The sequence below is a fragment of the Monoglobus pectinilyticus genome (genome assembly GCF_002874775.1).
Lineage (GTDB): Bacteria > Bacillota > Clostridia > Monoglobales > Monoglobaceae > Monoglobus > Monoglobus pectinilyticus.
The window spans coordinates 554352-576848 of the sequence record NZ_CP020991.1 but is presented as its reverse complement, the minus strand read 5'-3'; the positions used below and the strand labels follow the sequence as shown (position 1 = coordinate 576848).

The window sequence follows — 22497 nt, the reverse complement described above, 5'->3', positions numbered from 1 at the left end:
TTGCTTTAAAATAAAATTCAAGGAGGAATGTTTGGTACAATGAACCAAGATAGCTATATGGATCCAATCGAGGGGAAGACATATATTAGCCCGTCGATAAAAAATAAATATGGAATAGAAGATAGTATTCGTATTGTGACAAGAGCGATCGATTCAAAAGAAACATATGAAATGGTTAAAATCAAGGATGAAATTGTATTAAGGGAAACAGTGGGTGGCAAGAACATCATTACAGCAAAAGTCTTTGAGGGCAGCAGAAATATTCTTGTTTTAAATATACAAGAATATACTGCTAAAACAGGAAATCCCCATAAACTTGGCTTTGCGTTTATCGGAGACGAAATAACAAAGCTTTATTCATTTATTAGAGATGTTCAAACTATGCATTTTGGCAGCAAACGATACCAGCGTTTATCAGATGATGATATTGAGTATATCGAAATAACAGATCAGCAAGCAAAGCGAATGGTCGAAGAAAATCAAGAACTGTTTTCGAATATACTACGTTCTCAAATAACAAACGAAGATGTTGTAACTATTGGTTATAGAAAAAAGCAAATAGAAATATTTAAAAAGTTTCTTGTAGATAAAAATTATTTTTCTGATGTAAAAAATAAGTATAACTATTCTTCTGAGAAGGTATGGCAGACTTTTTTTGAGAAGAATCCGTGGATTTTTGGATATGGGTTAGGATATGTATTTTTAAGTAGTCTCGATGACAAAAAATTAGAACAAATTGTACAAGGATTTAATATCAATGGTTATGGAAAAAGGGTAGATGGGTTAATGAAAACAAAGGGGGTTATTTCTAACCTTTGTTTTGTTGAAATTAAGACCGATAGTACGAATTTGCTTGAAATAACATCATATCGTTCGGGATGCTATGCTGCTTCGAGAGAATTGGTTGGAGCTATCGCCCAAGTCCAAGGAACCGTAGCAGCTGCAGTAAAAAGTTTGTCTGAAAAACTTTCAATAACAGATAAAAGCGGTAATCCTACTGGAGAGGAAATTTATAGTTATCAACCCAAAGCATTTTTAGTGATTGGAAACTTAATGAATTTAAAACTGAAAATGGTATAAACAAAGATAAATTACAATCATTTGAGCTTTTTCGGCGAAATATTCAAAATGTTGAAATACTAACTTTTGATGAACTTTTTGAACGTGCAAGATTTATTACAGAATACGATCACAAATTGCCTAAAGAAGATCAATGAAATTGATAAAAACAATTACTGACTATTTCTGAAAAAAATGATGGTTATCAGTTGCCGTGGCAACAATATGGCAACAAAATAGTGAATAGTCAAAAAAATCAGTATAATATAAATAATAGAAATCTCCTGTGTAACGGATTATTAACTGATTTGTTTGAGATAATAAAACCCTTAGCGAGTGGGAATAACAAATATTGTGCTTTCTAATCCCGAAAAGTGCCGCCTCTGCGGCATTTTTCGGGATTTTCTCTTTTTAGTGGCTACAAATTGGCTACATCAGCCGTATTTTTTGTAGCCATTAGCCTGTCAAGCTGATTGGCGACTTCGATTTGCTTGTTCGGGTACAGATGACTGTAGGTTTCCATTGTAGTCTGTACTCTTTCGTGTCCTATCAAAAATATAATATTAGGTCAACTATGAATACAGCCAATATGGACACATATGCCCAAATACTGGATAGTTACACAAATCAGGAGGGATTACAAACAACATTTAAATATCAGGAAGGAAATAATGAAGATGAAATATATAGCGTAACAAATTTTATAAATAGAAATTTTTATATTTTGACCGATGTTATCCATCCAACAGGTGCGTCAACACATTATGAATATTCAAAAACTATGTATAGTTATAATAGCTTAAGACAGGAATCAGCAAGGCTCATTAAACGTTATGATGTTCTCAATGGAAGTCAAGAAAATGTTATTACATATGATTATTCAGGATCTTTTATGTATAACTACGCTTACTCCACAACTGAAACAACAGCAGACGGAGTGATTACTAAACATAATTATGCTCCGTGCTATGAAAACAGGTCCTCATTTTATCCTAATGATATGTATTATAGTTATAGAGTATCAAAAAATGGAAAGTTTACGTTAAAAGAATCAGACGAAGTATATTATATGAACGGAGAGAATCCGGTGTATTTGTCCAAAACAATTTATGGCGGAGAAACAGTAAGATACTACAAAAGAACATACTCGGAAACAGTAACAAACATAATATATGATAATGAACAAAATAGTATTGAAAGTACAACGATTTCGGAGTATAATGAATACAGAGACCTAGTTAAAAGCTGGGACGCATATGCAAATGGAGATAAAACCAATACAGAGCATATGACCTCGTATACATACGATGATGTGTATCACACTCAGCTGACAAAGGAATACAAAAGAGACGGAAGTACGACGGTTAAAGAGGAAACAGTTCTGTCGTCGGATTCAAATTTGGTATGTAAAAACTTTTCTGAACAATTATTTGTTTTTCATCCTAACAAAATTCCGCCGGTGTTTTATATCCCAAACTACCAAGTACACGAACATTATTATACCAATTTATATAATCAAACCATTCTATCTCCAGTTCCTCTATATTCGCAAATTCACGTTTGAATGCGAACTTGGTCTTAATAACGCTGTACATCGACTCGGCAACGGCGTTATCTATAGGCGATTCTTTAGACGACAAACTTCTATCAATATTAAATGCCTTTAAAATATTGTCAATAACCTCATTTTTGAACGCAGCTCCCCTGTCCGTATGAAACAATTGTATTCTCCGAAGATCACTCTGCATCGAAAAGAACGCTTTCCGTACAATTTCAGCGCTTTTGTTTTTGGCTACGGCTGAACCTATGATTTTTCTGTTGCTTAAATCCAAAAGTATACAAAGATAATTCCATTTATCGTCAACTTTAAGATGTAAGATCACTGACTACAACCTGCAAAGGTTTCCTACTGCTGAATTCCCTGTTGACAATATTGTGAATATTATCATTATTTACAAGGATTTTTATTCTATTAGGCGTAAGTTTTTTTATAATTGGACACTAAATTATACTTATGCATAACTTTGGAGATCCTTTTGCGCGAGGCAACAACATTACGTTTACGCAAGACCTTTTTTAACTTCCGTGTACCGTAATTTTTACGGCTTTTATTAAATTCATCAATTACGGCATTTTCAAAGTCTGTATCCACGGTTTTAATAGTAGGCTTGTAATAGAATGTGCTTTTTGGTATATTTAAACATTTACACATTGCGCTGATACTGTATTTATGTGAATTTTGTTGTATTACTCGTATTTTAGCCCCAGTATCAGCGCAGCTTGTTTTAAAATATCTACCTCCATTTTCAGCTACTTATTTTCTTTACGCAATAATCGAAGCTCTTTTTCACTTTCCGATAAGTTATCTTTAACGGTAAATTTTCCGCTGTTATCATATTGTTTTTCCCTTGTTTGTATGGATGTTCTTGATACTCCATGCTCGTTCATAATGTTTGCTGAGCTTTTACCAGCTTTACGCAGTTCTACTTTTTTTGCTTGAATTCATCTGTATAATATCTTGACATCATCCTTACCTCCATTATCTTTTTATTTATTATATCATGAAAAGCTAAAATTTGTCCAATTTATTATAACCTATCTATCAAAGCTATTCCAGCTTTTAGCTTTTTCTGTTTTTTTTATCTTGCTTTAAAGCTTTTCATTTGCTTGTATGTGAAACCAAAAACATTTCAGATTTCTCTTAATGTTTTTCTTTGATTCCACAATTTTATAATTTTGATTTCATATTATTGGATATGTCCATATTCTAATGCATAAAAATTCCCCCTACAGTAGTTTGTTTTATTCTACCATATGGGGAATGTTTTTTCTATTGCCTATTTTACTGTGGCTGTTTAAAATTCTGCTCGTTTTATTAATAATGTTATTTATATTGTATCCTAATGTTATCTATTAAGTTCAATCATCTTGTTTATTTGAAACTAATGGACTTTGTTTCCGCAAGAGGATTTAAAGAATTGAATTTATCCCAAATAAACGTTTTTATTTCCCCTATTTCGCCTAGTGAAGCTGGGATGTTAAAGCCAAATGAACAGTCATAATTTGGTGCAAAATTTGCTTTTACATAATCAAGATTCAGCAGTATTCCATTCTTGGCATATATGGCAACGAATATATAATCCTTTGTATTATTGTCCTTTTTCTTGTTAACACTAGTTTCAACAATAAAACTAGCATTTTCCGGAGGGGTTTCAAGTTTATCTCCTGAAATTGAAAGAATGGACAAGTCTTTTATATCATAAAGATAGTTAGGAGAAGCTGTGGGTTGCTCTGTATTTATTGGCGTTGAATTTATATTATTAATATTTATATATATAAATGTTTTATTGTTATTTATATCTTCTGAATATATAATATATTCACCGTTATGATTTACTTTAAAAGAATTGTTTTTAATAGTTATTGTATTCCCGTTATCATTCGGATATCCGGCATTTATATAATAGTCATAAATAATAGCAGCATTTTCGCTTTCTTATGTTAATTCACTATATTGGTCAAAATCTGAAAGTAAAAGATTAATATCCGTATTGTAGTCTGCCGGTGTAATATGTCCATTTGATATTATGTTAGAAGGATTTATTTTTTGAACAACTTTAACATAGCTGAATTTTTTAATTTCATTATTTGACATAATTTCTAACTGTACAACGACGGGTTGATCTGTATTTTCTGTTTCAGATAATGTAATATTTACATTTGGCGCTTGAACTAGTTTTGGTTCTGTTATTATACCGCCGTTAATCTTATCCGGAGTACTGTTTTTATCATCTTCTAAAATTTTATTTCCATTTATAGTAAAATCATTATAACGATAACATTTTGAAATACTGCTTTCTTCATCTAAGTAACCTGAAATGGCTCCAAAGTGTTCGCCTTTTGTTTCAATACTTCCTCCAGCATAGCAATTACTTATACTATTGAAATTCTGAAAATATGGCGGGCTTATTTGTGCGCCAACCAAACCTCCAACATAATCACTAGCTGCTGTTACGTTACTTGATGAATAACAATTGCTGATGCCGCTTAGTCCTCCTTGCTTTCCCACTAATCCGCCTACGTAGATATCTCCCTGAACTTTGCCGGTACTGCATGAATTGGCTAGGCTTCCATCATATAAATATTCGATTAGACCTCCGGCTAGATCATCAGAACTTATGACATCACCTGTAGCATAGCAGTTATTAGCAGTTGCCATACCCTCAAGGCTCCCTAACAATCCACCGCAGCAGCGTTTTCCTTTAACATTGCCTGAGGCATAACAATATATAACCGAGCCGCTCGCAATTCCAATCAGACCACCGATATTTCCGTTTAAGATACTATCTTTTTCAGATATAACGTTAGTTTTTGTGTAACAGTTAACTGTAGTGCCAAGTACATTTTGGTTTCCAATCAAACCTCCAACATTGCTTGCACCACTTACGCTGCTTCCTGTCACATAGCAATTTCTGACTTTATCTCTTGTAGCATAAACACCAATTAAACCGCCGACATTACTGTTGCCGGATATACCATTTTCAGCAATTTTTATGCCAAGATTTTGTATGCATGTATCATTATTATAGGAATTTACACCACCGAAGAGACCTATATTATCAGAATCAGTTCGGTTTATCCATAAACCTGATATAATATGATATGCTCCTTCAAAGCTTCCGGTAAAATATCCGTTTCTAGAACCGTCTGGGTTTCCTATAGGCTCCCAGCCTTCTTTGTTCCATTTAGCATAACCTTCACCGACGTCGCTAAGTTATTCAGTTAAATCAATATCGTTTCCTAGTTTGTAATGAGCTGATAAATTGTTGCGTATTTCATCAAGTTCACGAGCTGAAGTAATAATATACGGATTTTCTAAGGTGCCGTTACCGGTTAGCCTTATGCTTTTATCATTTTGGTTTATATTCAAAAAATCTGCATAAACATAGGAAAAGGTTGCTGGTAATGCTATTAAAAATATTAAAAATAAACAAATAAATTTCTTCATCATTTTCAACCTTTCTTTTAGAATTAATTTTTTATAATTATGTTATTTTGATATTATAAGATAATTATTGTATTTTAAAATTTATTCAGAAAACTATTCAACCCAGAAGTCAATTAGTTGTTCTTGCTCAAGTGTATTACCGCCTAATGATTGAATGTTGTTACTAACAACCAATGCATAATACATTTGCGGAGTATATCCATCATTGGGCTGTTCTAACTGTTTAGTAAGTTTGAGATTTCTATTCAGTTTGACACCTTCGTCTATTTTATCGAAAATATTTTCGTTTGCATATACAATTGAGTTACACATTTTATTTGAGATTATAATCAATAAATATAGAAAAATACTTAAAAATTTTTTATAAATAATTATCCACTTGTAAATTATAAAAAATACTAAATTTATTTCGAATCAAATGTTTTGTGTGACAACTTTTCAAATAAATTATATTTTATATTATTATTTAGTGTATAATCACCACCTATGTATTATAAATTTTATATATTATAATACATTATATATTATATATTGTAATATTCAAGCAAATTATCATAATATTACTATGTTTTTTGCGGTTTTAAATATAATTATTATTTCAAAAAAGTATAATTGATAAATAAAGCTGTTCTATATTTTTTATATTTATTTTTATTTTAAGAAAACTGCAAAATACAATTCTAGTAAAAAGCAAAAGAATAAGTTTATTAAAATTTTAAATATTTTTTATTAAAGGATTATTTAAAATAGATTCTGTTGGGAAGTTACTTAATCTAAGCAGTGACAGAAAGTGTAATATTTTATCAAAGTATATTTTTAATATATTTATCAGTTCATCCTCACTTTGATGTTTATATATAGAATTAATAATTTTATGAAAGAAATACAAAATGAAGAGCACACAGACCCTATGGATTAAGGTATATACGTAACATAATTTACAGATTCAAGAATACCATTAAATGTTATATCAAGCAGGGTAGCGCATAAAAATGTTGAAATCACACAAGACTATAATCACATTTTAAAGACTCAAATAGATAAGGGCGTAACATTATTGGAAAATTGGTAATTAGAAGCAGAATGGTGTCAAAATGGTGAAAATAATAAAATGATGATTTATAATTAACGTTATTACGGAAACATATGTATAATATAAAATTTATTACAAAATTCCTCAAAATCCCTTGACAGAATAGAAATTAACTAGTATAATTGTTCGAGTAGAATTTTTTTGACTTCTAGGTGTTGTATAATACTCGGAGGGAGGGAAGAAATTATGGCAGAAATAAGAGTAAAAGAAAATGAGTCGCTTGATAGTGCGCTTCGTCGTTTTAAGCGTTCTTGCGCTAAGGCAGGTGTTTTATCTGAGGTTAGAAAGAGAGAACACTATGAAAAGCCAAGCGTTAAACGCAAGAAGAAATCCGAGGCTGCTAGAAAACGCAAGTATTAATCTGTTTTTCTGTTAATGACATTCCTTGTCTTTTCATAGCGGTAGCTTTGAGACGATGTTATATAATTAATTGTTAGTTAATTTAGAATGTTAATTAAATTGATTTATTTAGGGCTGTAGTAAGATAGTTGCAAAATATTATGTGATTTTTTATATTGCAGGATATTTTAATTTGTATTTATTACTTAAGTTTGCTTGGGTTATATTAGTACAGGAGCTGCAACTTCAGGATTTTATCCTATCTTAGCTGCAGTCCTTTTTATTTACCTTTTTGGAGGATTGTATATGGGTAGGTTTAAAGATAAATTTAAGCCGGATATTTTTTGTGATGATGTATATACTTTAGATATTGAATGTTTAAAGAAAATAGGTATCAAAGCTATTATATTTGATATTGATAATACATTGGTTACATATGACGATTTAAAGGCGCCTGAACATACAAAAAAATGGTTTGAAATGCTGCATCAAAATAATATTTTAACTTGCCTTGTTTCAAATAATAATAAAGAGAGGGTTGAAAATTTTGCAAAGTCGCTAAATGAACCATATTTTTATGCTGCGCTTAAACCAAAGAAAAAATATATAATAAAAGCTTGTGATGTGATCGGTGTTTCTCCAAACGAAGCAGCTTTGGTTGGTGACCAACTGTTTACGGATATTTATGGAGGCAATAGATTAGGTATGTATACTATTATGGTTAAAGCTATCTCAGATAAAGAAAACTGGTTTGTACATTTTAAACGCAGTTTGGAAAAATATTTTTTAAAGGAATGGTTTTGATGCTGGAATTTAAGAGTGAAAGTTTTGCTCAATTTGGTCCTGCCGGAAATTCAGATGATTTTTTTGAAGAAGGAAATAAATCCGTTTATGATGTTCCGAAATGGCTGGAAAAAAATGGACTGGGTGCGTATGAATATCAATGCGGTCACGGGGTTAGAATTTCTGATGACTCTGCAAAAGATCTCGGCGATATTGCAGAAGGGAAACACATAAGATTATCTATACATGCACCTTATTATATAAGTCTATCATCTGTTGAGGAAGCAAAGAGAGATAAAAGTATAGAATATATTTTGCAAACGTTAAGAGCTGCTAAATATATGCGTGCTGATAGGATTGTAGTTCATTCAGGTTCTTGCGGAAAAATAACTAGAATTGAAGCTCTTAAACTTGCTTCGGATACTCTGCGCAGGGCAGTTAAAGCCGCTGATGAGAACGGATATGGCAACATACGCATATGTCCGGAAACAATGGGAAAAGTTAATCAATTAGGGAATGTTGAAGAGGTTATAAAATTATGTCAAATTGATGAGAGATTTTTACCTACTCTTGATTTTGGTCATATAAACGCTCAGTCTTTAGGTAAATATAATACAAAAGAAAGTATAAAAAGTATTTTTGATTTAATCGAAAATAAATTGGGGTATGAGCGTGCTAAGAATTTTCATGCGCATTATTCAAGAATAGAGTATACAAGAGCCGGCGAGAAGAAACATCATACAATGGCAGAAACCGAATATGAACCGGACTTTGAACCGATTGCTGAACTTATTGCAGAGAGGAACTATACTCCAAGAATTATTTGTGAATCTGCAGGAACACAGACAAAAGATGCGTGTTCAATGCAAAAAATATATAAAGAATTAATTAATAAAATTGATTAATATATTAGAAATCAGGTGTTTATTATGAAAAATATTTTTGAAGAGCTTAAGTTGAGTAACGAGACTGCAGTTTTGATATGTTCACCATATAATATGAAATATTTTAGCGGATTTTCGGGAGGAGAAGGATATGTTATAATAACAAAAGAAAATAAATATCTATTAGTTGATTCTAGATATACTGGAATAGCAAAAGAGGAAGCGTATAAAGACTTTTTGATTTTTGAATTTGGGCTTAATTATCCATTAGCTGATATGTTAAAAAACATACTTTTAGAAAATCAAATTAAAAATTTGGTTTTTGAAGATGATTTTATTTCTGTTAAAGTTTTCAATATGTTTATAAATATAGCGGATAATATTGAATTTTGTCCTATGTCTTATGATATTAACAAAATAAGGATGATAAAATCAGATGAAGAACTTGAATTAATTGCAAAAGCTGAACAGATAGGTGTTGATGCTTTTAAACATATTTTATCTTATATCAAACCAGGTGTTTCTGAAAAAGATATTGCTGCAGAGCTTGAGTATTTTATGAAAAAGAATGGAGCTGAAAAAACTTCTTTTGATACGATTGTTTTATCCGGAGAAAGAACTGCTTTACCCCATGGCGTGCCGGGGGATAGGATTATAAAAAATGGTGATTTCCTTCTTATGGATTACGGATGTGTATATAACGGCTATTGTTCTGATATGACAAGAACAATTATGATTGGAAAGGCAGATAAAAAACAAAAAGAAATATATAATACTGTACTAAATGCCCAAATGACAGGTTTGAATGTTTTAAAAGCAGGAATTGGAGGTTTTTCTGCTGATAAAGCCGCAAGAGATGTTATAGACGAAGCAGGATATGGAGACTATTTTGGACATTCTCTCGGACACGGGGTGGGACTTCAAATCCATGAACTTCCAAATTTATCACCAAAGTCTGATATTATATTAGAAGAAAATATGATAGTATCCTGTGAACCGGGTATATACATTTACGGATATGGCGGTGTAAGGATTGAAGATTTAGTATGCGTGAAAAATGATGGAATTCGAAATTTAACAAATTTATCTAAAGAACTAATTGAGATATAATTTTTGGCTCCGCAATTTAGCGGAGCTTTTTTATACACAAAATTCATTATCTTGAGTATAATATTTCAGGAGAGTGATGATTTCATGAATGGATATTACAGAGAGTTTATGCCAAATGAAAAAGAGGATAATACGCAGAAACAAAAAACTGCTGGTTTACCTAATGAAAGTTTAGAAAATAATAATATCAGAAATAATGCAATTAATTCACAAACCAATCCACGGAATGTTCCACAGACGAATCTGCAAAACAATTCACAAACCAATCCACAAACCAATCTACGGAATGTTCCACAGACCAATCCACAAGCAAATCCAGAAACCAATTCACAGACGAATCTACAAACCAATCCGCAAACCAATCTGAGAACCAATCCACAAATTAATTCGTCAATTAATCCACAAACTGTTACACAAACAAGTCCGCAAAATGATTCACAAAGTATTCCACAGACTATATCTGAAAATAATGCTAGAACTATTCCGGAAAGTATTCGACAAAACAATAACCAGCAAACAGCACAAAATAATCAAAACTCAAATCAGGTTCCGACCGCAAACAATAATAATGTTCAAAACAATAGTAACTTGCAGAGGAATGCAGATTCAGAGGGGAATTATAACGAACATTTATCACGTTTTAATGAACAGCTTGGAGCGAGTATAAACGTTAATAATCAATCAAATCAAACGTCAAATAGACAAAATTACGAAAACATAGCCGAATCTGAAGTGGAATCACTGGAAGGCGGTGAAAACAGTGAGACTATTAGAGTTCCATATACTGGTAATGGGAAACTGATAGTACAGGTTACTTTAGCAAGACAGGCGATACCTTTGGAGAATGCAAAAGTTACAGTTAATTCGACAAACGGAAGCCCAATAGAAATAAATGAAGTAAGATATACCGGTCAAAACGGAAGAACCGAACCGATTGATCTTCCTGCACCTCCGGTTTATTATTCTAAACAACCGCAAGAAAAAGTTCAGCCATATGCAGTATATGACGTTAAGTCTGAACTTGACGGTTATTACACAATAGAAAATGCAAAACACGCTTTAGTGTTTGATAATATTGCCTCAATACAAAATATAGAAATGATACCCAACGAAGAAAACAGAGACTAATTTTTGGAGGTGATTTTGTGGATTTGGAGTTAAAAATTCCCTCAACTGTCGTCGTTCATCTTGGAGCGCCTACTGATAGTTCAGCGCAAAATGTTACCATACCATTTGTTGATTACATAAAAAATGTCGCATCCAGCGAGATATTCCCTACTTGGCCTGAAAATGCATTAATTGCTAATATTTATGCTCAGATTACTTTTACTCTTAATAGGATATTTACAGAGCATTATAGGTCGCAGGGATATCCGTTTGACATAACAAATTTAGAAGCTTATGATCAAGCATATGTTTATGGTAGGGATTTTTTTGAAAATATAAGTCAAATAGTTGACGAAATATTTAATAACTACATAACAAGAGAAGGAAATTATAATCCAATTTACGCTAGATATTGCAATGGTACTACATCACTTTGCCCAGGAGGATTATCACAATGGGGTTCGGTAGATCTCGCTAATCAAGGATATGCTCCTATAGATATATTAAAATATTATTATGGCGAAGATATTACTTTAGTAGAGGACGCTGAGGTAGCGGACGCAAGGGAATCTTATCCTGGTCAGCCGTTAAGGCTTGGAGACAATAGTCTTGAAGTAAAAGGCATGCAGGTTAGATTAAATAGAATTTCAAAAAATTACCCGTCAATTCCCAAAATCGCATTTCCTGACGGATATTTTGATGTTATAACCGAAGATGCTGTTAAGGAATTTCAAAGAATATTTAATCTGACAGCAGATGGAATAATAGGAAAAGCAACATGGTATAAAATTATAAGGATTTATAATGCTGTAAAAAAATTGTCTGAACTAGATGCTGAAGGAATTTCATTGGCGTTTATAAAGGAACAATATACAGGAACACTTCGTAATGGCGACACAGGTCCTGGCGTTGAAATGATACAGTATTATCTTAGGTTTATAGGAACTTTTAATGATTTCATACCCGCTGTCACAATAGATGGTGTGTTCGGTGACGCTACCGAAAATTCTGTAAGGTCATTTCAGCAGGCATATGGCTTGGAGCAGACTGGTGTTGTAAATGAGGAGACATGGAATAGATTATATTCAACTTATTTTTCGATTTTAGACGGCCTGCCGCCGGATTTTAAAGGTGAAAATTTTGTTCCTTTCGGAGGAACGGTTTTATACCGTGGTGCCAGCGGAGATGCAGTAAGAACTTTACAGAACAATTTGGCAGAAATAGCAACTGTATATACTGATATACCAAAAGTTAGTGTAACTGGATATTTTGGCCCTGAGACGGAGCAGGCAGTTATTGCGTATCAAAAATTATTTGGTTTGGCTCCTAGGGGAACTGTAGGTCCAATTACTTGGGATAGTATTGCCAGTCTTTATTCTGATATCGTAAATGGTAATCTAAAATCACCCGGTCAGTTTCCCGGTTACGTTTTATCAGAAGAATAGGAGGATGACAATGTGGTCGATTAATGATGATATGAGAAATATATTTGAACTGCAGGTCATGCTGAGGGAATTAAATAGAACATTAGGTATACGATTAATTAATCCTGATGGTATATTTGATCATGAAACAACTGAGGCGGTAACACAAGTGCAAAAAATAGCCGGTATAGAACCGCCAAACGGTGAAGTCGATCTTTTAACATGGAACGAAATAGTTTCTTTATTTCGAGGGTAAAGTAAAATTTTAATTTTTATCTTGACATAATTATAGATAAACCTTATAATATTAAGTTAAATAAGGGGAATTATTAGGAGGGAGAGATACTTATGAAAAACTATAAAGAGAGATTCGATTTCAAAACTTTTGTTCGATGCGGAATGCTTACTGCACTTGCCTGTGTTTTGACAATGGTACCACAGATTCCTACGGGTACCGGAGGTTATGTCCATTTCGGAGATAGTATAATATATGTTGCCTCAGCATTTTTAGGGCCGATTTGCGGAGCAGTTGTTGGAGCGGTTGGGCATTCTTTGGCAGATATATTAACCGGACATATAATTTTTGCTCTGCCTACTTTTATTATTAAGGGCCTTATGGGGTTTGCTATAGGAAAACTTTTATATAAAAACTTTTCAAAAACTCGTTTTATTATGAGTGCGGTTGCTTCTTTGGTAATTGTAACTCTAGGTTATTTTGCAGCTGAAATTCCAATGTATGGAGTGTCAGTAGCAGCCATATCATTAATTTCGTCACCAATTCAATGGCTGATGAGTGTGGTAGCTTCGGCTGTTATTGTTCCTATAATCAATAAATATAGAACTAAAATTGGTTTATAACTAATAGAGACAGTGCAGTTTATGAATTGCACTGTTTTTTCTTTAATTAAAAAGCAGAAGTTTTTGGATATAAAATCAAGCATATAATGAATTTTAAGAAAAAGAGGATATATTATACTGGTAAAAAAGTAATAGCTGTATAAATAACTTTGTCAAGTTATATCAGATGTTAAAATCATTATAGAACTTATAATAATATTGAAAGAAAGCTCATAATGTAAATTTTGGTTCTTTAAATTGTTTATTAAAAAGATACTTACAGAAATATTTTAACAGCCCCAAAAAGTTATATTTTTAGCATAACTTTTTGGGGCAATATTATTTTTAGAAATATTTTCTTAATATTTATTTGATGATTAGTTCTACAGGGCAATGGTCTGAACCGAAAATTTCTTGATGGATTAAAGCTGAATCTATTCTGTCCTTTAATTTTTCAGATACTATAAAATAATCTATACGCCATCCGGCATTTTTCTCACGCGCTTTAAATCTATATGACCACCATGAGTATTCGCCGGTTACATCAGGATGAAGGTATCTAAAGGTATCAATATATCCTTGATTTAATAATTTTGTCATCTCTTCGCGTTCTTCGTCAGTAAAGCCTGCGTTTTTTCTATTTGTTTTTGGATTTTTTAAGTCTATTTCCTGATGGGCGACATTTAAATCACCACAGAGAATTACAGGTTTCATTTTTTCAAGTTCCGCAATATATTTGCGTAACTCATTTTCCCATTTAACTCTAAAATCCAATCTTTTTAGTTCCTGCTGCGAATTTGGAGTATAGCATGTTATTATATAAAAATCAGCAAATTCCGCTGTAATCAGTCTTCCTTCAGTGTCATATTCGTCAATCCCCATTCCGTATGAAACTGATATGGGTTGTGTTTTCGTAAACATTGCAACGCCGGAATACCCCTTTTTTTCAGCATAGTTCCAGTATTGACTGTAACCCTCAAGGTCATCAAGCTGTATTTGTCCCTCCTGAAGCTTTGTCTCTTGTATACAGAATATATCAGCGTTAGCAGATTTGAAATAATCTAAAAATCCTTTTTGCACACATGCACGTAATCCGTTTACATTCCAAGAAATCAATTTCATTGTATGTTTTCCTCCTTTGTAATGTTAAAAAATTTTAAACCGTTTTGATATGTTATTTCACACAGCTGCTCCAACTCTATACCTTTAACTTCAGCCATTTTTTCAGCGACGTATTTTACATATCTGCTGTCATTTCGTCTTCCTCTAAATGGTTCAGGCGCCATATACGGACTATCTGTTTCAATCATTAATCTTTCAATTGGTATGACTTTTAAAGCTTCAATAGCGCGTTTTGCATTTTTGAAAGTGATTACTCCAGTAAAAGAAATCATAAAACCCATATTAATTAAAATCTTTGCAGTTTCCGCGCTGCCTGAAAAGCAGTGAATGACACCTTTTGTAACATTCATATCTTTCAATACTTTCAATGTGTCGCCTTTTGACTGTCTGTCGTGAACTATTATGGGTAAATCAAGCTCTTTTGCAATCAAAATCTGGTTTTGAAAACAATTAAGCTGTGATTCACGCGGGGCGGAGTCATCATAATAATAATCAATGCCGATCTCTCCGATTGCCTTAACTTTTGGCTCAGTTTCAGCAATAGTTTTAATTTTTTGAAAATCTTCGTCATCAGCGTTTTCTGCAAACTCAGGATGTATACCGACCGAAGCATAAATAAAGTCATGGGAATTAGCTATATTAACAGCTTTTAATGAAGTTTCAAGGCTGGACCCAACCTCCATAACAGTTTTTACATCATTTTCCCATATCTTTTTAATTATTTCTTCCCGGTCATTATCAAATTGTTCATCATCGAGATGTGAATGTGTGTCAAATAATCTCATAAAATTTCTCCTAAAAAAATAATTTACTTGATTATAGCATATCGTTATGTTATAATCAAATGAAATTTAATATCTTTATTTATTTTATCAATACACAGTTTGTTGTATATAATATAAATAAGATATTTGGCAGAAAATGGAGTGATTTTTGTGGAAGAATTGATAGAAAAAGGCAAGCTCGCCAAATCTGCGTCAAGAGTTCTTGGCAGTCTGTCCGCTTCAGTAAAAAATAACGCTTTACTCGCTATTGCAGACGCTTTGGAAAAAAATTCTGAATTTATTATATCCGAAAATAAAAAGGATATCGATGCAGGCAGAAGAAATGGCATGAAAGAAAGTCTAATTGATAGATTAAGTCTTAATCAAGCCAGAATAATAGATATGGCTGAAGGTATACGCCAAATTGCTGGTTTGCCGGATCCTATCGGTGAAGCTATCTCAAGTATAAAACGTCCAAACGGTCTTAAAATATCCAAAGTTAGAGTTCCTCTTGGAGTAATCGGTATAATATATGAAGCGAGACCAAACGTTACTGCCGATGCAGCCGGGCTTTGTATTAAATCTGGAAACTCTGTTATACTCCGCGGAGGCAAAGAAGCGTTTAAATCCAACATGGCAATTGTAAAAGTAATGCAGGATTCTGGTTATAATACTGGTTTGCCGGTAGGTTCAATTAATTTGGTAGAAAACACAACTAGAGAAAGTGCAACTGAGTTAATGAAACTGAATGATTATTTAGATGTAATTATTCCCCGCGGAGGTGCTGGGCTGATAAAAGCAGTTGTTGAGAATGCAACAGTTCCGTCTATAGAGACCGGGACGGGTAATTGTCATGTATATGTCGATTCATATGCTGACCTTAATATGGCTCATGATATTGTCATAAACGCTAAAACGCAGCGTCCATCTGTTTGCAATGCTGAAGAAAAATTACTTGTACATAAAGATATAGCAGAAAAGTTTTTGCCCAAAATGCTGAAGTCTTTAAGTGATAAAGGTGTAGAAATAGTTGGTGATGAAAAAGTTTGTGAGATATATCCAGGTGCCACAGAGGCAACGGAAGAAGATTGGGGAACAGAGTATCTTGACCTAAAAATAGGTGTTAAGGTAGTTGACAGTATTGATGAAGCTATCAAGCATATCAATAATTATAACAGCGGTCACTCAGAGGCTATTGTTACAGACAGCTATAAAAATTCTCAAAAATTTCTTGATAAAATTGATGCGGCTGCAGTTTATGTTAATGCTTCAACAAGATTTACTGATGGATTCGAATTTGGATTTGGAGCTGAAATTGGCATTAGTACTCAAAAGACTCATGCCCGCGGTCCTATGGGACTTAAAGAATTGACCTCAACCAAATATATAATAGAAGGCAGCGGTCAGATAAGATAATTAATTACAGGAGGTAAGATATATGAGGATAGAAACAAAATGTATACAGTCAGGATATAAGCCGGAAAATGGCGAGCCGAGAGTTCTGCCGATTTATCAAAGCACAACGTTTAAATATAACTCAACTGAGCAAATGGGAAGATTGTTTGACTTGGAGGAAAGCGGATACTTTTATACCAGATTGGCTAATCCAACCAATGATGCTGTCGCTGCTAAAATAGCTGACTTGGAAGGCGGAGTTGCTGCAATGCTGACCTCATCCGGACAAGCAGCATGTTTTTATTCAATATTTAATATTTGTGAAGCCGGGGATCACTTTGTTTGTTCTTCAACTGTGTATGGCGGAACTTTTAATCTTTTCGGTGTAACTATGAAAAAACTTGGCATTGATGTCACTTTTGTTGACCCGGATGCAAGCGAGGAAGAATTAAATAAAGCATTTAAGTCAAATACAAAAGCTATGTTTGGTGAAACTATTGCAAATCCTGCTTTAGTTGTTTTAGATATTGAAAAATTTGCAAAAGTAGCTCACGAACATGGAGTTCCGCTTATTGTTGATAACACTTTTGCAACTCCAATTAATTGCCGTCCTTTTGAGTGGGGAGCCGACATAGTAGTGCACTCAACAACAAAATATATGGACGGGCACGCTACCTCTGTAGGCGGAGCCATAGTTGACAGCGGGAATTTTGACTGGGAAGCGAACAGTGAAAGATATCCTGGATTGACAACACCTGACGAATCATATCATGGAGTTGTTTATACAGAGCGATTCGGAAAATCAGCTTATATCATGAAAGCAATTGCTACTTTAATGCGTGATTTGGGGTCTATTCCTGCGCCGCAAAATTCCTTTTTGCTTAATATAGGCCTTGAAACTTTGGCTTTAAGAGTAGCAAAACACTGTGAAAACGCAAAAAAAGTTGCAGAGTATCTAAGTAAAAACGATAAAATTTCATGGGTTAGTTTTTCAGGATTGGAGAACGATAAGTATCACAAACTCGCACAAAAGTATCTGCCTAACGGTTCATGCGGAGTTATATCTTTCGGAATAAAAGGCGGTCGTGAAAACGCAGTAAAGTTTATGGATGGTTTAAAGTTAGCTGCAATAGTTACACATGTGGCAGATGCAAGAACTTCAGTTTTGCATCCGGCAAGTCATACTCATAGACAGATGAATGATGAAGAACTGAAGGCGGCCGGTGTAAGTCCTGATTTAATTAGATTTTCAGTAGGTATAGAGAATGCAGATGATATAATTGAGGATATCCAGCAATCGTTAGATAATATTTAAAATTTTAGATGTTTTTCAGTGATTCAGGTTGGTGTTTGACAAATATATAAGTTTTGCAAGCCATAATAAACCGATGATTTTGATATGTTAAAACTAAGCTATAAATAACTTATATACAGTTATTTATAACTTAAAATTTACAAATATAAATATAGACTATAATAAAAAAGTAATTATTTAACCACATTACTTTTCAAACAGCCGCTTAAATGCGGCTGTTTTTTTGTTTACTTGTTATTGCTATTCTTTTATGTGTAATATGTACTCTTTCATGCTCGTCTGAGCCAATATGTTATCTTATATAATTGATTTTTAATATTTATACATAGTGTCATTTTATGACTGTTGAGTGAAATTATATTGAAATCGAATAGGTAATTTTTGTAACTTCAGTTGCGGCAATAGCAGCGTACTGACAATATTTTAATTATTTTGATATAATGTTAAGAGCCAATCAATTTTAAGTAATCGGTTGGTTTTTTTATTAAACCTAAATATTTGTGTGTTATACCACGCAGATTGTGTATGAAGCGTCGTCATAATTAGATTTTTATTTATTTTATTAAAAAATATACATATGTGCATGGTGTCATTAAGGTAATATAAATAAATAATCAAGTTTGTTGGTCAATTTTTGACATGTTTTAGTCAGGTTTTGGCAATTGATTGCATATTGAATTTGTGATATAATTGTGACAACATATTATGAAAGGGAGTATCGATGTGAAAAATTTTAAAAAGCTTTTGTCGTTGTGCATAGCTGCAATTATGATTTGCGGCAGTATTTATATTCCTGCACTGGCAGATTCAAGTACAGTAGCGGAGTTTGCAAATTTTAAGTCTGTTTGGAAAGGCACTGGAGAAAACAAGTATTTATCAATTAAATCTGATTATTTGGATGGAACTTCAAATGGTGCTGTCGCTTATGCAGGTACGGCAAATTTAATAGATAAAATAAGTGTTTCGATAGACTGGGCGCTTACAAGTGCTTATGTTGGCGGAATATCTATATATGCACTTCCCCTTAAGGACACAAATAATGATGGAGACGCCACAGCAGAGGAAACAGACGCATTTTACACACGGAGCCTTGATAGTAATAAAATAAGTTCGGCAGAAACTCCTGATTTGGCTTCTGACGGAGTTTTGATAGCGCAGCTGGATAATTATACAGGCGCAGACGGAGGCTGGAACTTTTCTACGGTTTCTCTGACATCTCAATATCCTGCACAGGGTGAAAAAGCAATATTTTTGCAGACTTCCTGGACGTCCGGCAGCAACGGGCTGACGGGTAACTTTAAAAATTTGGTTATAAAAGAAAGCACAGAGGGAAATCAAATTGTAAGCATAACCAAAAATGATTTTACAAAAAGTGTTGTCTTTACCAATACAGAAAACGGTAAAACATATGAGTCAACCGGTGCAACAGCCGCACTTGGAGCTGGAACATATACCGTTGAAGCAAAGTCGTATGCGCCGGCTACATATAAAGTAGAGGCGGTACCATCGGAAATCACGGTAACCGATACCAACGGTGCAAATGTAACGGTGATATCGGAGCTGATAACTCAAAATTTACCAGAAACAAATTATGAAACTATAAAAAATAACGTAATCGAATGGAACGCTTCAAACGGCTATAAACCTGAATCGCTTCATTATATAAATAGTGTTCAGCATCAGCCTGATATAGCTGTAGCCGGAGCTAAGCAGGGTGAAAAAACTGACGCTGATGTATATATGCTTGTCAACACACAAACCGGTAAATTTCATACATACGGAAGAAATGGAGCAATGCAGATTAACGGCGGCTCCGGAGATGGCGCTGTGGGTACGGTACTAAAAGTTCCTGTAGTTAAGGATACTAAGGTGACGCTTGATGCTTCTTCATTTACTTATACTGTGAACGGACAGAGTTTCAGCGGTACTAAGGATTATTATTATCTCGGCAATGATAATGGCTATGCGGTAATAAATGTTATAAGCGGCGGTTATGCATCCTCCGTTACAACAACACCGCTTACTAGAACAGCAGTTACCGGAACTGTAACGGGAACGGACGCCGGATGTATAATGTTTAATGATATTTCATCAGGCGATGTACAGTATGCTGAGATTTTAGGTGGTTCATATTCTGCGGAGTTACTAAGCGGACAATCTTATGTGATAAAATTTGGAACATATGAAAATGGTGTTTTCAAAGTATCTGAAACAAACTCTACAGATATTGGAGGAATAATCCCGTCGGGAACCAGTCAGGTTCAAAATATAGCCATAACAGAATTAAAGGATTATATTATCGGCGGTGATGTTGTTGATTTAAAAGACGGCGACATATTAAAGCTTAACGATGGAACAAAAGATTATGAAATTACTGTTTCGAATGGTAAATGGAGTGCGTCCGTTCCAAACGGAGTGTATACTTTCACAATTAAATCAGATAAAAACGGAACGCTGTCGACGCTTTCAAAAAACAGTTTTACAGTACTTGGTGATAATAATAAAATAAAAAATGTTTTAGTTGTATATCCTGTTCAGCCGGAAACAAAAAAATATATAACTGTTGGAACGAATTGTGATTACGCAACGCTTAATGACGCTCTTGACGCTGTAAAGGCAAATGGCAACCCAGCTTCTGAAGCTGAACGTGTTACTATTTATTTAAAGGGCGGAGAAACTTTCAGGGAACAGGTTATACTTACTACGCCGTACATTACATTGACAAGCGACAAGGATAATCCGGCAACAGTCACATGGTACTATGCTTCATATCATAGATATTACAGTGTTGGTCCTACAGGCGAGTATGATAAGGACTATGCGGTTGCAAAATCTGTTAAAAATGATATTCAAAACGATTGGGGTGCGGCTTTTAAAATAAAAGAAACTGCGACAGATTTTAAAGCAGAAAATATCAAATTTATAAATTCATTTAATGTGGAATATACTGACGAAGAGCGGGCAGACGGTGTTGAAGATACAGGAGGCGGTTATGACAGAATGCTGACGCCAAATGACGCCGGTTATAAACCTGCCGATTCAAGAAGTGTGCAGACTACAGCCGTTGCTGTTTTTGCGGCAGCTGATAAGAGTGAGTTCAATAATTGTATAATTATATCAAATCAGGACACATTGTTTACAGGCGGCCCTGTTAGACTATATTTTAACAAGTGCGCAATAAGCGGAAACGTCGACTATATTTTTGGCGGCGGTTGGTGTGTGTTTGAAAAGTGTGATTTGGTCTCAGCCGGTTACAGCGACCAAAACGGAGGCGGATATATAACCGCTAACGGTGCAAAAGGAAATAACGGCTATTATTTGTTTAGAGACTGTACAGTCAAAAATTCGGATGTTAAAGGAAGAAAATTTGGTTCAATCGCGTGGGGACGTAATTGGGGCGGAGACACAAGTGAAGTCTATCTTATAAACACTAAAGTTGACAAAGGAGTAACAAGGCCGTCAGGCTGGGGCGGCTGGGGAACAGTATCAAACGCGCCATTGTATGTCTTTGATTTAAACGACCCGTCAGTCGGTGAAAATACAACCGATAATATGCATGGTTTGCTGACCCAGGAACAAGCTGAACAAAAATATTACAGCGTACTTAGTATGATGAATGGTTGGGATCCTATATATTTAAGCCGTGCAAAAGGTATTACGATCAGTGATGCTTCGGTTGAATTGAACGTAAGTGCAGAAAAACAGCTTGCAGCCTCCGTAAATCCATCAGATGCTATAGATACAAGAATAATATGGAGCAGTTCAAAGAGTGACATTGCTTCTGTGGATAATTCCGGAAAGGTTATTGCTCTTTCACCTGGTGATACAATTATTACCGCAAAAACTGTTGACGGTGGATTCTCAGCAACATGTAATGTAAAGGTTTTGGCTTCAACAGACCCGTCTGCAAGTCCAACGATAGAGCCTACGTCTGAACCGTCTGCAAGTCCGACGCCTGAGCCTTTGAAATTCAGTATAGAATATACAAAAGATGGTCAGGCGCATGTAATATCACCGGAAGCCGGTACTTTCTCTGTCATTTTCGCAGCATATAATAATGATATTTTGACAAGTACAGAGTTTATACCAGTGACATTTACAGAGCCCGGAGAACATGTTGTGACACCATTAAATTTCAGTACAGTCGGTGCAGACAGTGTAAAGGTTATGCTGTGGAGTTCAACAGATACTATGAGACCGTTATGTGCGGCGGATATCAGTAAATAAAGACAGTAGAAAATAAAAAATAAGCGGCAG

The 22497-nt window shown here is 34.1% G+C and carries 17 protein-coding genes and 2 pseudogenes; 12 read left to right on the top strand and 7 right to left on the bottom strand.

What is annotated here, in order from left to right:
- Window positions 1–27 precede the first annotated feature (27 nt).
- Complete coding sequence (locus B9O19_RS02600; RefSeq protein ID WP_207655134.1) at window positions 28–1080, top strand: Shedu immune nuclease family protein; 1053 nt, start codon at window positions 28–30, stop codon at window positions 1078–1080.
- Between the two features lie 397 nt (window positions 1081–1477).
- Here B9O19_RS02600 and B9O19_RS12335 read toward each other — a convergent pair.
- The 5 genes and pseudogenes from B9O19_RS12335 to B9O19_RS02580 form a co-directional block, all read right to left on the bottom strand.
- Window positions 1478–1609, bottom strand: a pseudogene (locus B9O19_RS12335) (tyrosine-type recombinase/integrase); the annotation flags it as partial.
- A gap of 892 nt (window positions 1610–2501) precedes the next feature.
- A pseudogene (locus B9O19_RS02595) lies at window positions 2502–3599 on the bottom strand (IS3 family transposase).
- Between the two features lie 392 nt (window positions 3600–3991).
- The gene (locus B9O19_RS02590) at window positions 3992–4306 is read right to left on the bottom strand and encodes a hypothetical protein (RefSeq protein ID WP_102364987.1); all 315 of its coding nucleotides are present in this window, start codon (window positions 4304–4306) and stop codon (window positions 3992–3994) included.
- A gap of 249 nt (window positions 4307–4555) precedes the next feature.
- On the bottom strand, window positions 4556–5593 hold the full coding sequence (locus tag B9O19_RS02585) for a GLUG motif-containing protein (RefSeq protein ID WP_281254345.1): 1038 nt from the start codon (window positions 5591–5593) through the stop codon (window positions 4556–4558).
- Between the two features lie 240 nt (window positions 5594–5833).
- Window positions 5834–6070, bottom strand: a complete 237-nt coding sequence (locus B9O19_RS02580) for a hypothetical protein (protein ID WP_154058599.1) — start codon at window positions 6068–6070, stop codon at window positions 5834–5836.
- Between the two features lie 1276 nt (window positions 6071–7346).
- Between B9O19_RS02580 and rpsU the strand changes: the two genes are divergently transcribed.
- The 8 genes from rpsU (at window position 7347) to B9O19_RS02535 (ending at window position 13665) form a co-directional block, all read left to right on the top strand.
- Window positions 7347–7520, top strand: a complete 174-nt coding sequence (gene rpsU / locus B9O19_RS02570; RefSeq protein ID WP_102364983.1) for a 30S ribosomal protein S21 — start codon at window positions 7347–7349, stop codon at window positions 7518–7520.
- A 285-nt stretch (window positions 7521–7805) separates the two neighbouring features.
- The gene (locus B9O19_RS02565; RefSeq protein WP_102364982.1) at window positions 7806–8303 is read left to right on the top strand and encodes a YqeG family HAD IIIA-type phosphatase; all 498 of its coding nucleotides are present in this window, start codon (window positions 7806–7808) and stop codon (window positions 8301–8303) included.
- Window positions 8303–9187: a TIM barrel protein gene (locus B9O19_RS02560; protein WP_102364981.1), complete on the top strand. Its 885-nt coding sequence runs from the start codon at window positions 8303–8305 to the stop codon at window positions 9185–9187. Before B9O19_RS02565 ends, B9O19_RS02560 begins: the two co-directional genes overlap by 1 nt.
- Before the next feature lie 24 nt (window positions 9188–9211).
- Window positions 9212–10276, top strand: a complete 1065-nt coding sequence (locus tag B9O19_RS02555) for a M24 family metallopeptidase (RefSeq protein ID WP_102364980.1) — start codon at window positions 9212–9214, stop codon at window positions 10274–10276.
- 84 nt (window positions 10277–10360) lie between these two features.
- Window positions 10361–11404, top strand: a complete 1044-nt coding sequence (locus tag B9O19_RS02550; protein ID WP_102364979.1) for a hypothetical protein — start codon at window positions 10361–10363, stop codon at window positions 11402–11404.
- A gap of 17 nt (window positions 11405–11421) precedes the next feature.
- Complete coding sequence (locus B9O19_RS02545) at window positions 11422–12828, top strand: peptidoglycan-binding domain-containing protein (RefSeq protein ID WP_102364978.1); 1407 nt, start codon at window positions 11422–11424, stop codon at window positions 12826–12828.
- A 10-nt stretch (window positions 12829–12838) separates the two neighbouring features.
- Window positions 12839–13063 carry a peptidoglycan-binding domain-containing protein gene (locus B9O19_RS02540; RefSeq protein ID WP_158648897.1) on the top strand — a complete coding sequence of 75 codons (225 nt, stop codon included), beginning with the start codon at window positions 12839–12841 and terminating at the stop codon, window positions 13061–13063.
- A 92-nt stretch (window positions 13064–13155) separates the two neighbouring features.
- On the top strand, window positions 13156–13665 hold the full coding sequence (locus tag B9O19_RS02535) for an ECF transporter S component (RefSeq protein ID WP_102364976.1): 510 nt from the start codon (window positions 13156–13158) through the stop codon (window positions 13663–13665).
- A gap of 345 nt (window positions 13666–14010) precedes the next feature.
- Here the strand turns inward: B9O19_RS02535 and xth are convergent, their stop codons facing one another.
- Both xth and B9O19_RS02525 read right to left on the bottom strand, forming a co-directional pair.
- The gene (gene xth, locus B9O19_RS02530) at window positions 14011–14766 is read right to left on the bottom strand and encodes an exodeoxyribonuclease III (RefSeq protein ID WP_102364975.1); all 756 of its coding nucleotides are present in this window, start codon (window positions 14764–14766) and stop codon (window positions 14011–14013) included.
- On the bottom strand, window positions 14763–15551 hold the full coding sequence (locus B9O19_RS02525; protein ID WP_102364974.1) for a TatD family hydrolase: 789 nt from the start codon (window positions 15549–15551) through the stop codon (window positions 14763–14765). Before B9O19_RS02525 ends, xth begins: the two co-directional genes overlap by 4 nt.
- Before the next feature lie 150 nt (window positions 15552–15701).
- Between B9O19_RS02525 and B9O19_RS02520 the strand changes: the two genes are divergently transcribed.
- From B9O19_RS02520 to B9O19_RS02510, 3 genes are all read left to right on the top strand, one after another.
- Window positions 15702–16946 (top strand): glutamate-5-semialdehyde dehydrogenase, encoded by a 1245-nt coding sequence (locus tag B9O19_RS02520; RefSeq protein WP_102364973.1) that lies wholly within the window; start codon window positions 15702–15704, stop codon window positions 16944–16946.
- Between the two features lie 22 nt (window positions 16947–16968).
- Entirely contained in the window at window positions 16969–18240 is a 1272-nt protein-coding gene (locus B9O19_RS02515) for an O-acetylhomoserine aminocarboxypropyltransferase/cysteine synthase family protein (protein ID WP_102364972.1), read from the top strand.
- A gap of 723 nt (window positions 18241–18963) precedes the next feature.
- Window positions 18964–22467: a pectinesterase family protein gene (locus B9O19_RS02510; RefSeq protein ID WP_158648896.1), complete on the top strand. Its 3504-nt coding sequence runs from the start codon at window positions 18964–18966 to the stop codon at window positions 22465–22467.
- Window positions 22468–22497 lie beyond the last annotated feature (30 nt).

Bases quoted from the DNA above. Each gene is read 5' to 3' on its own strand.
- B9O19_RS02600 (WP_207655134.1), top strand. From the start codon at position 28: ATGTTTGGTACAATGAACCAAGATAGCTATATGGATCCAATCGAGGGG.
- B9O19_RS02580 (WP_154058599.1), bottom strand. From the start codon at position 6,070: ATGATGAAGAAATTTATTTGTTTATTTTTAATATTTTTAATAGCATTA.
- rpsU (WP_102364983.1), top strand. From the start codon at position 7,347: ATGGCAGAAATAAGAGTAAAAGAAAATGAGTCGCTTGATAGTGCGCTT.
- B9O19_RS02565 (WP_102364982.1), top strand. From the start codon at position 7,806: ATGGGTAGGTTTAAAGATAAATTTAAGCCGGATATTTTTTGTGATGAT.
- B9O19_RS02560 (WP_102364981.1), top strand. From the start codon at position 8,303: ATGCTGGAATTTAAGAGTGAAAGTTTTGCTCAATTTGGTCCTGCCGGA.
- B9O19_RS02555 (WP_102364980.1), top strand. From the start codon at position 9,212: ATGAAAAATATTTTTGAAGAGCTTAAGTTGAGTAACGAGACTGCAGTT.
- B9O19_RS02550 (WP_102364979.1), top strand. From the start codon at position 10,361: ATGAATGGATATTACAGAGAGTTTATGCCAAATGAAAAAGAGGATAAT.
- B9O19_RS02540 (WP_158648897.1), top strand. From the start codon at position 12,839: ATGTGGTCGATTAATGATGATATGAGAAATATATTTGAACTGCAGGTC.
- B9O19_RS02535 (WP_102364976.1), top strand. From the start codon at position 13,156: ATGAAAAACTATAAAGAGAGATTCGATTTCAAAACTTTTGTTCGATGC.
- xth (WP_102364975.1), bottom strand. From the start codon at position 14,766: ATGAAATTGATTTCTTGGAATGTAAACGGATTACGTGCATGTGTGCAA.
- B9O19_RS02525 (WP_102364974.1), bottom strand. From the start codon at position 15,551: ATGAGATTATTTGACACACATTCACATCTCGATGATGAACAATTTGAT.
- B9O19_RS02515 (WP_102364972.1), top strand. From the start codon at position 16,969: ATGAGGATAGAAACAAAATGTATACAGTCAGGATATAAGCCGGAAAAT.